This is a genomic window from Sphingobacterium sp. UBA1498 (assembly GCF_002325125.1).
In the GTDB taxonomy this organism is placed as follows: domain Bacteria; phylum Bacteroidota; class Bacteroidia; order Sphingobacteriales; family Sphingobacteriaceae; genus Sphingobacterium.
In genome coordinates this window covers 77,203-90,738 of record NZ_DCRG01000021.1, presented here as the reverse complement: position 1 = coordinate 90,738, position 13,536 = coordinate 77,203, and the positions used below count along the sequence as shown (strand labels likewise).

The 13,536-nt window shown below is 39.9% G+C and carries 9 protein-coding genes and 1 pseudogene; 6 read left to right on the top strand and 4 right to left on the bottom strand.

Going from position 1 to position 13,536, the window contains the following annotated elements:
- Positions 1-13 precede the first annotated feature (13 nt).
- Entirely contained in the window at positions 14-1,228 is a 1,215-nt protein-coding gene (locus B3139_RS11625; protein WP_209579456.1) for an MFS transporter, read from the top strand.
- A gap of 73 nt (positions 1,229-1,301) precedes the next feature.
- Here the strand turns inward: B3139_RS11625 and B3139_RS11620 are convergent, their stop codons facing one another.
- Both B3139_RS11620 and metA read right to left on the bottom strand, forming a co-directional pair.
- Complete coding sequence (locus B3139_RS11620; RefSeq protein ID WP_293883189.1) at positions 1,302-3,305, bottom strand: M13 family metallopeptidase; 2,004 nt, start codon at positions 3,303-3,305, stop codon at positions 1,302-1,304.
- Between the two features lie 163 nt (positions 3,306-3,468).
- Positions 3,469-4,410, bottom strand: coding sequence for a homoserine O-acetyltransferase MetA (metA, locus tag B3139_RS11615; protein ID WP_293883188.1), 942 nt, complete (start codon positions 4,408-4,410; stop codon positions 3,469-3,471).
- A gap of 418 nt (positions 4,411-4,828) precedes the next feature.
- Between metA and acnA the strand changes: the two genes are divergently transcribed.
- The 3 genes from acnA to B3139_RS11600 all read left to right on the top strand — a co-directional run bounded on the left by acnA (position 4,829) and on the right by B3139_RS11600 (position 9,494).
- The gene (acnA, locus tag B3139_RS11610) at positions 4,829-7,597 is read left to right on the top strand and encodes an aconitate hydratase AcnA (protein WP_293883187.1); all 2,769 of its coding nucleotides are present in this window, start codon (positions 4,829-4,831) and stop codon (positions 7,595-7,597) included.
- 306 nt (positions 7,598-7,903) lie between these two features.
- Positions 7,904-8,470, top strand: coding sequence for a pentapeptide repeat-containing protein (locus B3139_RS11605; RefSeq protein ID WP_293883186.1), 567 nt, complete (start codon positions 7,904-7,906; stop codon positions 8,468-8,470).
- Positions 8,471-8,609: 139 nt separating this feature from the next.
- Positions 8,610-9,494: a WG repeat-containing protein gene (locus B3139_RS11600; RefSeq protein ID WP_293883185.1), complete on the top strand. Its 885-nt coding sequence runs from the start codon at positions 8,610-8,612 to the stop codon at positions 9,492-9,494.
- A 236-nt stretch (positions 9,495-9,730) separates the two neighbouring features.
- Here B3139_RS11600 and B3139_RS11595 read toward each other — a convergent pair whose 3' ends face one another.
- Both B3139_RS11595 and B3139_RS11590 read right to left on the bottom strand, forming a co-directional pair.
- Positions 9,731-11,179, bottom strand: coding sequence for an IS1182 family transposase (locus tag B3139_RS11595; protein WP_293883184.1), 1,449 nt, complete (start codon positions 11,177-11,179; stop codon positions 9,731-9,733).
- A gap of 167 nt (positions 11,180-11,346) precedes the next feature.
- Positions 11,347-12,216: a DUF808 domain-containing protein gene (locus B3139_RS11590; protein WP_293883183.1), complete on the bottom strand. Its 870-nt coding sequence runs from the start codon at positions 12,214-12,216 to the stop codon at positions 11,347-11,349.
- 134 nt (positions 12,217-12,350) lie between these two features.
- Between B3139_RS11590 and B3139_RS11585 the strand changes: the two are divergent.
- Together B3139_RS11585 and B3139_RS11580 are read left to right on the top strand one after the other, a co-directional pair.
- Positions 12,351-12,908: pseudogene (locus tag B3139_RS11585) on the top strand (DUF4256 domain-containing protein).
- A 165-nt stretch (positions 12,909-13,073) separates the two neighbouring features.
- Entirely contained in the window at positions 13,074-13,532 is a 459-nt protein-coding gene (locus tag B3139_RS11580) for a GyrI-like domain-containing protein (protein ID WP_293883180.1), read from the top strand.
- Positions 13,533-13,536: the final 4 nt, after the last annotated feature.

Sequence of the window (13,536 nt, the reverse complement as noted above, 5' to 3'; positions counted from 1 at the left end):
GATTTACCCTTTAATGAAAAGAATTTTATCAATATACCTAGACTCCTTTAGAGGACTCTCACAAGCTGCATGGCTGCTTGCTATCGTCATGCTGATCAATAGAATGGGAAGCATGGTGATTCCATTTCTCGGCCTTTACATGACCAGAGTTTTGCACTTCGATATAAAACAAGTCGGAATTGTTTTGATGTGTTATGGCGTTGGCTCCGTCTGTGGATCTTACATAGGAGGCTGGCTGACCGATCGAATTGGTAGTTTCAAGGTTCAGTTCGGAAGTCTTGTGTTGGCCGCTCCTTTATTTCTACTGATACCATACTTTAAAGAGGTACAGTCGCTATCCATCATGATTTTTACGTTAAGCTTGATTTTTGATGCTTTTAGACCTGCAAACTCCGTCTCAGTAGCAAGTTACGCTAAACCCGAAAATATCACCCGCGCCTTTTCATTGAATCGTTTGGCTATCAATCTGGGCTTCTCGATCGGTCCAGCGGTGGCAGGTTTTCTGGCATCCATCTCTTTCAATTGGATATTTTATGGAAATTCCCTTGCCGTTCTCTGTGCAGCAATAATTTTCTTTGTCTTTTTTCATAAAAGACAAAAAAGAAGCGATATCAGATCAAAAAAAGAGACTACACCTGATAATGAAATGCCTCAAAAAGGACGAAATCCTTATACCGATGTGCCATTTATCCTATTCAATATCTTTTGTTGTATCTTCTCTTTTTGTTTTTTTCAGCTGATCACTACCTTACCGATATTCTATCGAGAAGTTCACCATTTGAATGATCACCAAATTGGATTTCTGCTTGGATGGAGCGGCTTCGTCATTGTGTTATTAGAAATGTTTATTGTTCATATTGCCGAGAAGAGATTTTCATTAATTAGCACACTCGTCTTTGGAACATTTTTATGTGCCATTTCATATGCCATGCTAAATTTCACTGGTGGACTTGCTTGGTTATATTTCACATTTTTTATTTTTGGATTGGGAGAAATGCTCACATTGCCTTTTATGGCAACCGTTTCTGTCAATCGGTCTTCCCCGAAAACCCAAGGAGCCTACATGGGCTTCAACTCGCTGGCCTTTTCAGCTGCAAATATTTTTTCGCCAATCCTGGGCACAAGTATTGTTGATTCCTTTGGTTTCACAACGCTATGGTGGGCAACTGCATTGAGTTTATCCGTTACAGCCATTGGGTTCTATCTGGTTTTGAAATGGATGAGATAGCTTAAATTGAGTCAATACAAAGGGCGTATTACATTTTGCAATACGCCCTTTTTTAATTGATCTCATGAACAAACTACCAAATTTTAATCCGCTTATTCACAGGAACAAACATTTTGTCTCCCTCCTTGGTATCCCAAGCTTTGTGAAAAGCGTCCAGGTTAATAATCGGCGCAAAAGCACGATACTGCGCTGGAGAATGGGGGTCGGTCTTCACTTGGTTGACCACAAACTCATCCGTTGTTTTGGTCCTCCAAATAGTTGCCCAAGAAAGGAAGAAGCGTTGATCTTGTGTAAACCCATCTATCAATCCAGGATTGCCCTTATCTTTCAAATAAAGTTGCAAGGCATCAAAAGCGACAGATGAGCCGCCCAGATCACCGATGTTCTCGCCCAATGTGAAACGACCGTTTACAAAAACTCCTGGCACAGGTTCATAAGATTCAAATTGACGGACCAATGCATCTGCAGCGGCTTCAAATTTTGCCTTATCACTATCGCTCCACCAGTTGTTCAGATTTCCATTCCCATCATATTTAGCACCCTGATCGTCAAAGCCGTGTGAAAGTTCGTGACCAATTACCGCACCAATACCACCGAAATTAACAGCTGCATCGGCCTTGTAATCATAGAACGGAGGTTGAAGAATAGCCGCGGGAAAGACAATTTCGTTAAACAATGGACTATAATAAGCGTTTACAGTTTGCGGGGTCATCCCCCATTCAGACTTGTCCACTGGCTTATCTTGTTTAGCCAAATTTTGATAAAATGCCCATTTGCTTGATGCCAATACGTTTTCATACAACGACGTGCCCACTTCAAGTTTGCTATAATCTTTCCACTTATCTGGGTAACCAATTTTAACTTTAAACTTATCCAGTTTTTCCAAAGCCTTTACTTTTGTGTCGTCAGACATCCAGGTCAGGTCCTTGATATGCTGGTTGAATGCTTTAATCAGATAGCTTACAAGCTCCTCAGCCTCGGCTTTAGCCTTTGGAGGAAAGCTTTCTTTCACATATAATTTACCCAATAGCTCTCCCGCGATGGAGTTAACAAACTCTACGCCGCGCTTGTCTAGCGCACGTTGTTCTTTTTGTCCTTTTAACTTACGCCCCCAAAAATCAAAAGACAGATCGTTTAATTCTTGCGTAGTGTATGACGCCGCGTTATTTAGCACATGAAATGTCAATAACTCTTTAATCACCGGTAGATTTTGAGGATTGAAAACTTTGTCAAGATTTTCATAGTATTTTATTTCCGGTATAATAACCGTGTCAGCCTTAAAACCGACGTCATTTAAGTATTTTGCAATATCGATATTCTTCACGATTTTTTTCAGATCCGCAACAGCGATCGGATTATACCGGCCATTGGCATCCCTTGATTGCTCAACAGTTTTAAGATTTGAGGCCAACTGCTTTTCAAAGGCAACAATTTTCGGCCCCTTTAAATCCCTTGTAAGTTGACCTGATTTGGCATAAAGTGAAGAGATATAAATGGAATAATCATTTAATGTCTCTTCATTCTTCTTGTCATTTACCTGATAATAGGATCTTCCCAACCCGAGACTTCCTCCACCTAAATATAGCGTATTGACATCTGAATTCTTAAGATGTGCATAAACATAACCACTGAAAAAAGGATTTCCGCCAATAGGCGCCACTTCGACAAGATACTCATACAAGTCGTTGAAATTTTTAATCGCAGCGATTTTATTAAGATATGGTTTAACTGGCTCCAAACCGAGTTTGTTACGCGTCTCCATATCAACGAACGATTTATACAAATCTGCGATCTTCTGATTGTCTGTTCCTTTCTGAAATTCGCCTGAAAGTGACTCTTGCAGGACCTTTAATGTAGCAATATCTGTATTTTCACGAAGCTCATCAAATGATCCCCATCGCGCCTTATCGGAAGGAATCTTGACTGTTTTCATCCATTGTCCATTCACAAAATTGTAAAAGTCATCTTGAGGGCGCACGCTTTTATCCATGTAAGTCACATTAATTGCATTGTTTTGCGCATGGCTTATCAATGAGCCACAGGTCAGCAGGGCTGCTAAGAGTATGTTTTTCTTCATATAAAATTTAGTTTGTTTGTCGCTATATACAAACTTAAGAAAACTTATTCTATTGTCGATGCAACAAATGAGTTTCAAAAAGCAACTTAGATTATCCGCGACAACTGGAGATTTGTCTTAAAATAGCATACTATTCTAACGGGTTTCGTCGGGATAAAAGCGATTACCCCTGTTTGATTTCCCCCAAATGGATAACATCTTTCAGGTCAAAAGGTGTTTCCTGATAAACGAAGTAATTCAACCAATTATTGAACAACAGATTGGCATGGCTTGTCCACCGAACCAAAGGGCGATTCTCAGGATTATCATCGACATAATAATTTACAGGCATTGCAATCTGCTGACCTTTTTCCAAGTCTCGTTTATATTCTTCGTCCAATGTAAAAGGTGCATATTCCGAGTGTCCAGTCAAATAAAACTCTCGCCCCCCACGGGATGAAGCGATCGCAATGCCCGCTTCCGGAGATTCTGAAAGAATTTCCAAACCATCCTTCGTTAAAAGATCATCCTTTTCAACAGTCGTATGGCGGCTATGGGGGATATAGAATTCATCATCAAACCCCCGGAACAAAGGGTGTCTCTTATCTAAAGCTGTATGCTTAAATACACCAAAAAGCTTCTCTCTTAACGGCTTCTTCTCTACCTCATAAAAATGATATAATGCCGCTTGGGAAGCCCAGCAGATATACAAACTGGAGGTTACATGCGTTCTCGCCCAATCAAAGATCGTCTTGATTTCATTCCAATAGGTCACCTCCTCAAAAGTAACCATTTCAACCGGAGCACCCGTAATGATCATACCATCGTAGAAGTTTTCCTTTACCTCAGTCAGACTCTTGTAAAACATTTCCAAGTGCTCTTCCGGTGTGTTCTTAGATACATGTGTTTCAAGTCGTAAAAACTCCATTTCCACCTGCAAAGGATTATTGGACAGCAAACGGATAAAATCTGTCTCAGTGGTAATTTTAAGAGGCATTAAATTAAGTACTAAAACACGTAGTGGTCTAATATCTTGCTCATTTGCTCTTAAATCGCTCATGACAAATATATTTTCCTTTTTCAACAGCTCAATGGCAGGAAGGTTATTAGGAAGTTTGACGGGCATAGATAATTTCTCCTTATACAATTAGCACGCAAAATTAGCAAGAAAATGCCGAAAATACTAAATGAAACATAAATTATCTTCCATTATCTTGCTATCTTGAATAATCCTGGAATCTATCCCCAGCCCGATTCTGGCGGTGCAGAAAAAACAATAAACCCATCAATAAAACAGTCCACTACTAAATTCTGTAGTCCTATTGTACGATGCTTGTTTATTGCTATTTTCATAATACCTAACACAATATCAATAACTTCATTTGATTGCTTCAAAAGGATCAAATACTTAGTTTGACGTTTTTTTTAACCATTGCTAACCACAGGTCGATTTTACATAAAAAAGATAAAGGTGTGTGTAAAAGATATTACAAACAAATTTGGGCCTATGCATATTATATACTAAGAAAAATAAGTAGATGAATATGAGCAAAGAGAAATCAATACGCGAAATTGAAATTAACGGAAGATCTTACCATTACAGTTCCATTAAGGACCTTCCGGAAGGTAGCATCAATCACTTACCCTTTAGCATTCGGATATTATTGGAGAATGTTTTGCGTAACCACGATGGATTCAGTATCACGGATGAGCACGTTAATACACTGATCAACTGGTCGCCCCAGCCCGTAGATAAAGATATTCCCTTCAAACCGGCCCGGATTTTAATGCAAGATTTTACGGGAGTACCTGCAGTGGTCGATATGGCATCCTTACGTGCCGAATTTATCCGTCACGGCAAGGATGGACAGAAGATAAATCCTGCCATACCAGTGGATCTTGTGATTGACCACTCCGTTCAGGTAGATTACTTTGGCACTGAATATTCTTATGATAAAAATGTCGCGTTGGAATATGAACGTAACCGCGAGCGTTATGAACTTCTTAAATGGGCGCAGAAAGGATTAAAGAATTTTACTGTCGTTCCACCGGGTATGGGTATCTGTCACCAGGTCAATTTGGAATATCTAGCCAAAGGCGTGGTAGCGCATGACAATTGGCTTTTTCCAGACACATTAGTAGGTACAGATTCGCACACGCCAATGGTCAATGGTATTGGCGTTTTAGGCTGGGGAGTTGGCGGCATAGAAGCTGAAGCCGCCATGCTTGGACAACCCATCTTTTTCACCTGCCCAGAAGTTATCGGTCTCAAGCTCAGTGGAAAAATACCAGGTGTATGCACCGCCACGGATATGGTACTTTCCATAACAAAAGTCTTACGCGAAAAAGGCGTTGTCGGAAAATTTGTTGAAGTATTTGGAGATGGATTAGACAGCCTATCTGTAACAGATCGTGCAACCATTTCAAATATGTCTCCGGAATTTGGCTGTACGGTTACGTATTTTCCAATTGATGATCGAACCCTCGAATACATGCATAGTACCAATCGAAGTGCTGAACAAATTAAACTTGTTGAAGATTATTGCAAAAACAACCTACTTTGGCGTACGGGCAACGAGGATATTCAATATTCTTCTGTGGTAGAATTCGATTTATCCAACCTAGAGCCTACTGTGTCAGGTCCCAAACGTCCTCAAGATAAGATTTTGGTAAAAGATTTAAAGGCTACATTCTCAGCGCTCTTAGACAGCGAACACCATCGTCAATATGTTCCAGTGCTGCAGCGATCTGAATCAGCATGGCTCGCCGACGGTGGTTCAGGCACAGAGTTTACCTTTGGAAAAGTACCTGTCGACCATGCTTCGCCACATGAAGTTATTCAGGAGTCTATTCATGCCGTTCGCATCAAACACAATCATAAGGAGTATATTGTTAGTGATGGTAGTATTGCCATCGCTGCCATTACGAGCTGTACAAACACATCGAATCCTACCGTCATGATCGGCGCTGGTTTATTGGCTCGAAACGCGATCGAACGCGGACTTCGCACAAAATCTTGGGTAAAAACTTCCTTAGCACCGGGCTCAAAGGTCGTTACGCAATACCTCGAACGATCGGGACTTCGCGCAGATCTTGACGCCCTGCGTTTTCACACCGTGGGCTATGGTTGTACCTCCTGTATTGGAAACTCCGGCCCTCTCCCGCCCCAAATTGCAGAAGCGGTAGAAAAGGGTGAACTGATTGTCGCCTCAGTATTATCTGGCAATCGAAATTTTGAGGCACGTGTGCATCCGCAGGTCAAAATGAATTTTTTGATGTCGCCGATGCTTGTTGTTGCCTATGCCCTCGTCGGGAGAGTTGATATCAACCTACTGGAAGAGCCAATTGATTACGACCCCAACGGTGAGCCTGTATATCTTAAAGATATTTGGCCCACCCGGGAAGATATTATGGAAACCGTCAATGCCTGTGTCAAACAGTCAGATTTTCAAGAAGTTTATGATGTGATCTTCGACGGGTCAGCAGATTGGCAAGAACTTGAAGTAAATCTTGACCAGAATTACCAATGGGATAATACTTCCACTTACATCAAGGAATCACCTTTTTTCGAAAATTTACAGGCTGTTCCTAACCCTATACAGGATATTGAAAATGCAAGGGTGCTTCTTTATCTCGGCGATTCGGTGACGACGGATCACATATCTCCTGCCGGCTCATTCAAAGAAGACACGGCAGCTGGGCAATACCTCAGGTCACATCAGGTAATTAAAGAAGATTTTAATTCCTATGGATCCAGACGTGGCAACCATGAAGTCATGATGCGTGGAACATTTGCCAATGTACGTATTAAAAACAAAATCGTCGATCGCGAAGGTGGATTTAGTCGCTATTTTCCGAAGAATGAGGTAAAAACTGTGTATGATACTGCTATGAATTACCGTAATGACAATACGCCACTGATTATATTGGCTGGAAAAGAGTACGGTTCGGGCTCTTCGAGAGATTGGGCCGCCAAGGGGACTTTTCTGCTTGGCGTGCGGGCTGTAATTGCTGAAAGCTTCGAGCGTATCCATCGAAGCAATCTGGTCGGCATGGGCGTAGCACCACTGGTTTTTATCAATGATGAAAATGCCGAGAAATTGGGCCTAGACGGAACAGAAGTTTATACCATCACAGGACTGGAAACCGACTTAACACCCCATAAACTGCTCGCGGTAACGGCTGTACATGAAACTGGAAAAGTCACCACATTTCAAGTAAAAGCAAGGCTTGATTCGGCCATCGAAATTGAATATTTTAAGAATGACGGCATCCTACAATATGTACTACGTCAATATTTAAAAAATAACTAAGATGTATTAATACGATCCAGGATTTATTAGCATGTAAAGGGCACCCAAAAGTGCCCTTTAACAATTTATACTAAACCCTACCAGAGTTCTACAATGCTCCAACTTGGTACCCAGCATCCCCATGGTGATGTCTATGGCTTTACCAAAGATAGCCTTAAAAAATCAGCATTTGTATCCCTAGAAACAGGTATTTTCTGCAAGCGAAAACATCAAGATCTAATTCATATTAAAATGAAATCATTCCGAAGAATTCCTTATTTTAGCTAAAATCAATACCAACTAGAATCAATGCCAAAACGTTAGCAAATGAAAGAGCTTGTCGAACAAACAATCACTAAACAGACTTTCACAACCGAACTAAAAGAAGTTCAAGAATACTATAAATGTATTTTTGAACAATGCGATTTTCAAAATGCGGAGCTGGTAAACCTCATTTTCACAAACTGTGAATTTAAGTCTTGCAATGTCTCCAATGTCAGTTTAAATGGGACACAATTAGATCATGTTGTTTTTGATAACTGTAAAATGCTGGGCATAAACTTTAATGCATGTAGTTCATTTTCCTTTCATGTCAATTTCAGCAATTCTGTGCTGGATTACTCCTCTTTTTTTGAAAGAAACCTAAAGAAGTTTCAATTTGAAAACTGCTCTTTGCAACACGTGGATTTTGAACGCGCCAATCTTCAGCAATCGGTATTCAAAAAGACTAATCTATTTAATGCCCGTTTCGTTCAATGTAACCTCGAAGGCTGTGATTTTAGATCGTCCATCAATATACAGCTTGATCCAGACGCCAATCGCATGAAAAAAAGTAAATTTAGCCTAGAACAACTGCCCGGACTATTGCTTAACTATCAATTGACCATTGACTAAATACCAACACCATACATCGATAAGGTCTTGTTGCTTGCTGAAAGAAAAGACCGAAGTGGATTTATCGTTAAAATAACGGATTTCAGGGATACAACGCCTTACTTGCAATCAGGATATTTGTGCTTCAAAGTTTAACAAAATGAAAAAAATATCCTTATCATTCGCAGCCTTCCTGGTAACCAGTACGATGTCGTTTGCTCAAATAAATGAAACGTTCAAGACCAACAATTCGAATGAGCATTCCAGCGACTCAACCAAAGAAAACACAATAGAGAGCAATCAAATGGCTGAAAATCTCTATGTCTTTGAAGATGCCACAACTCGTCTTGTGGGATTAAAAGACAGCGAGGAAAAAACAATTGTACCCGCCCAATATCTTTACATCGCACCATTTGTCGGAGATGTCAGCATAGTTCAATATAAGAATGAGAAATATGGTACTATTAACCCCGTTGGTAAAGTAACAATCCCTTTCAAATATGATTATTTAGGTTATGATGATTATCTTGAACAATTTGTTTTTGGACTAAACGAGAGATATGGAGTGATGGATAAAACCGGAAATATTTTGATTGCAGCAAACTATGATATGATATCGGTTATTAATGGCGGATATGCTATCTTTCAATTAAATAACAACTATGGACTTTTGAATCAAGCTGGTAAAATTGTTATTCCGGCACGATATAGCTACATTTCAGAAAATAATTCAACGCATTTCATTAGCATCGAAAACGACAAGTATAATCTTGCTGACATAAAAATGAATCGGATCATTGCACCTGATTACGATTTTATTTCAATTACCGAAGAACCCAATCTTTTCCTGGCGAGCAAAGATGGAAAATACGGCTATTTAGATGGACAGGGAAAAATAGCAATCCCATTCATATACAGCGGAGCTACTGCTTTCAGTGGTGGTATAGCTTCTGTATCTTTACTGGATTCGGATGATGTAATTTTGATTAATACCAAAGGCGAACGCATAGAAATAGATACAGAAGAAGAAAGTGATGTTAATTAATAACCAACAACAAAAAAGACCGGCTGCAGATGAGGGCACTGAAAAAGTCTCAAGTTTTTAATGAGTCCTAAAGAAATGACTGAGTATCGGGTTTACGTTACTCGGTCATTTTTGTTTAAAGGATTTCTGGAAGTGTGTTTTTTTAATTGCCTTACTGAAGATTTAGTCGCCTAGGACTTGCTATTTGAGTTTTAAGCATCCCATCTAGGCTATTTTTGAGGTAATATTCCTCCTTTTCAGATCAATTTCAGGATTCTTTTCAAGTTTACAGTGAAGATGGCCAATGCACCCTGCATTTCCATGTTTTGGATGCCATAAGAATCAGCTCTGCCATAACCATGCACATTCTTGAGTTCACTGTTCTTGGCTTCAATTTTATACCTTTCCCTAGACTTGCTCCGGTAATGATTGGTTTGCTGGAAAGCCATCTGTTCTTTATGGAGTTCGGATTTAATGGTTATTGAATAGGTTTTTGTTTTTGAGCCTTCCCTGTAACATCCTTCTCTGAGATGACAAACCTTACATTTCTCCACATCAAAGTAATATGTGTCTACTTGATTTTCACCAATGTTCTTTTTGCCCTGACGGGCCTTTCTGATTGCCAGGTGGTCTGCTGGACAGACAAACATCCCTGCATCTTTATTGTAGTGAAAGTGATCACCTTCTTTCCTGAATCCCTGGCTGACTGCCGGATTTAATTTAGCTATGATATCAATGTCCTGCTCTTTTGCCAGCCGAAGGTTGTCTTTTCCAGAATATGCAGCATCGCCTATTATCGTGTCCACTTCCATTCCATTCTGCCTACTGATCTCCAGTAACTGGGGGAGTTCCGGTCCATCACCTTTCTCGCCCGTGGTAACCACCGCTGCCGTGATGATACGTTCCTCTGTCATCGCCAGATGTGTTTTATAGCCAAAGAAACTACTGTCCACTGATTTGTATCCAAGCCTGGCCTGATCATCTTTGGAGAGCAGACAGTATTCTTTTGTGTCCTCAATGGTTTCCTTCAACAGGTTCAGCTTTTCCTTTACAGCCGGTATTTCACTGATCGATTGATCCTGATCCAGCACCCTTTGTAATTCCCTGCAATAGGCAAGCTCTTGATCTAGGTCGCCCGATTCGTTCTTGTCGGGTAGATGCTCCTTGTAATCCTCATCAATCTGATATATCGCTTTTCTTAATAACTTGGAACGTTCCCTGAGTACTTCCAACGCTGTATATGGGTTTGATCTGCAATGGGTATGGGTCGCGTCTACGATGATGGATTTCGATTTGATAATACCCTTTTCAAGAGCGATCGTTACGGTCTTATTGATCAAAAGGTTCAATAAATCCATGTCCTTTAATCGTAGTTTACGGAATTTGGTAAGTGAACTTGGATTGATCACATCCTCTTCAGGAGCCATTTCAAGAAAGTATTTAAAGGACATATCGTATCTGGAACGCTCAACGACATCAACATCCGAAACGGTGTAGATCGTCTTTAACAGAAGGTATTTGAACATCTTGATCGGACTTTCAGCGTTGCGTCCATTGGTATGGCAATACTTCTCCAAAAGCTCGTCATGAATAAAGCTGAAATCGATTAGGGCGTTGATTTTTCGAAGTAGATTGTCTTTTGGAACAATGATATCGTACAATCCTGAATAGGAACTGAACTGTATTTTTTGTTGCGTAAAAAGCATGCTGATTTCTGTTAAAGCCTAATTTAAGATACGAAAAAAGGAGCAGAAAACTGATGTTCTCTACTCCTTTTTTTGCCTTTTTCTAAGGGGACTTTTTCAGTGCCCTACTTTAAAGTAGCCTGTTTTTTTTTGTTATTAAGTACTGATCCCTTGCTTAGGGATCTACTTTATTTTTTCTTTTTAAACAGTTTTTTTCCAATTGTAAATAGAATTACAACAATAATCCCGCCTGCTAGACCGAATAATAGTTCCTTTACTATCCCCGGCAGCGTTGGAAGCGCGTGGTGTAAAAAATCAATATAATGAGCAAATATTCCACCCGAAACCAAAATTAAAGCAAATGTACCAACGATGGCCAGTAGTTTGATGACAAACGGCAGTGCACGTACTAAAAATCGGCCTAAACTTGCAATAGGCCCCTTCTCACGTGATGTTTTAATCAACTTATATCCCGCATCATCCATCCTAACAATAAGTGCTACAATTCCATAAACTCCAACAGTGGCTAGAAAAGCCACAACAGACACCGTGATGATTTGTAAGGATAAGCTCTTTCCTAAAACTGTTCCTAAGGCGATAATGACAATTTCCACAGAAAGAATGAAATCTGTTGTAATAGCCGATTTGACCTTAGCCTTTTCCGCGGCAACCGAGTCTTCAGCAACTACCGCCTCCACTTTGGCCTCATTGGTGGTATCCTTTCGATGGAATAGGTATTCCATAATCTTCTCTACCCCTTCGAAAGCAAGATAGAAACCGCCCAAGATTAAAATGTACTTAATAGCGATTGGAAAAAAAACATTCAATAATAAGGCGATTGGAACAATAATCAATTTATTAAGCAGTGATCCCTTGGTAATCGCCCATAGAACAGGGAGCTCACGCGACGCCAAAAAGCCAGTTGCTTTCTCGGCATTAACTGCTAAATCATCACCTAAGATTCCAGCAGTTTTTTTAGTCGCGATTTTGCTCGCTACTGCCACATCATCCATCAAAGCTGCAATATCATCTAATATTGCAAATATTCCTGAAGCCATATTTATATAAAAATTGAACGTAAAAATATAAATTTAATTCAATTTTGGAGTAAGATATTTAATTCAATACATGCGCGAAGCTTCACAAGTATTGAATTAAATGCTTACTTTTAATTAAACAAGGATAACCATTTATGAAACATTCACTTACACAAGAGGAGCAGTTATTACTGCTGGAGACTTTAGAAAAAAGATTTAATAAATTCCCGAATAGGCATCCACAGATCAGTTGGAATGAGGTAGCCGACAAATTACGTGACAATCCCCAAAAATTGTGGAGCCTCTTCCAGATGGAAAAGAGTGCCGGTGAACCCGATATCGTTATTATTGATCCAAAAGCAAAGCTATATGCTTACGTAGACTGTGCGTAGGAAAGCCCCAAAGGAAGGAGAAGTCTTTGTTTTGACCAAAAGGCCCTAAATGATCGGAAAGAAAACAAGCCTATTGGAAGTGCATTGGAAGAGGCTAAAAAGATGGGGACTGAGCTCCTTTCTGAAGAACAGTATCGCCAGCTACAGATGTTCGGTGAATTTGATTTGTAAACTTCTAGCTGGATACAAACGCCAGAAGCTATCCGCAAACTTGGTGGCGCTTTATTCTGTGATCGACGCTACAACCGAGTTTTCACGTATCATAATGGAGCCATCTCCTATTACGCAGCACGCGGTTTTCGCACCATACTTTTTCTTTAAATAAAAGCACTGAATTACCAAAAATATAAGGCCTAACGGAAAACAAATATAAACTCCGCTATTTTTAAATACCCTATACATCCATCGCAAAAAAAACGCATTATTTTCTCTTTCGTGACATACAGCTGTCATTCGCTAACCTAACTTTGAGGAAAACTAAAACTCATGAAAAATAAGACAATTCCTTCATTCAGTATAATTGGTCTAGCTGTTCGGACAAGCAATAAAAATGGACAGGCTGCTAAGGACATTCCCGAACTTTGGAGCCGTTTTTTTAAAGAAGACGTATTGAGCCGTATCCCCAACAAGATATCCAACGACCTCTATTGTATTTATACAGAATATGAAAGAGATCATACCTTGCCTTATACAACGTTACTGGGCTGCAAAGTAAGAAGTCTTGAAGAAGTACCGGAAGACATGGACGGTATTCATATCGCTGAAAATCAATATCAGCACTTTACGGCAGAAGGAAATCTGGAAGATGGCATTGTTTATCAAGCTTGGCAAGAGATTTGGAATTCTGATCTATCAAGAGCATTTACAGCAGACTTTGAAATCTACGGAGAAAAAGCACAGGATCCAGCAAATGCAAAAGTAGATATTTTCATCGGTATCTATTAGGGTG

What these genes read in the sequence shown, in the direction of transcription:
- B3139_RS11605 (WP_293883186.1), top strand. Translation starts at nt 7,904, where the DNA reads ATGAAAGAGCTTGTCGAACAAACAATCACTAAACAGACTTTCACAACC.
- B3139_RS11580 (WP_293883180.1), top strand. Translation starts at nt 13,074, where the DNA reads ATGAAAAATAAGACAATTCCTTCATTCAGTATAATTGGTCTAGCTGTT.
- metA (WP_293883188.1), bottom strand. Translation starts at nt 4,410, where the DNA reads ATGCCCGTCAAACTTCCTAATAACCTTCCTGCCATTGAGCTGTTGAAA.
- B3139_RS11625 (WP_209579456.1), top strand. Translation starts at nt 14, where the DNA reads ATGAAAAGAATTTTATCAATATACCTAGACTCCTTTAGAGGACTCTCA.
- B3139_RS11600 (WP_293883185.1), top strand. Translation starts at nt 8,610, where the DNA reads ATGAAAAAAATATCCTTATCATTCGCAGCCTTCCTGGTAACCAGTACG.
- B3139_RS11590 (WP_293883183.1), bottom strand. Translation starts at nt 12,216, where the DNA reads ATGGCTTCAGGAATATTTGCAATATTAGATGATATTGCAGCTTTGATG.
- B3139_RS11620 (WP_293883189.1), bottom strand. Translation starts at nt 3,305, where the DNA reads ATGAAGAAAAACATACTCTTAGCAGCCCTGCTGACCTGTGGCTCATTG.
- acnA (WP_293883187.1), top strand. Translation starts at nt 4,829, where the DNA reads ATGAGCAAAGAGAAATCAATACGCGAAATTGAAATTAACGGAAGATCT.
- B3139_RS11595 (WP_293883184.1), bottom strand. Translation starts at nt 11,179, where the DNA reads ATGCTTTTTACGCAACAAAAAATACAGTTCAGTTCCTATTCAGGATTG.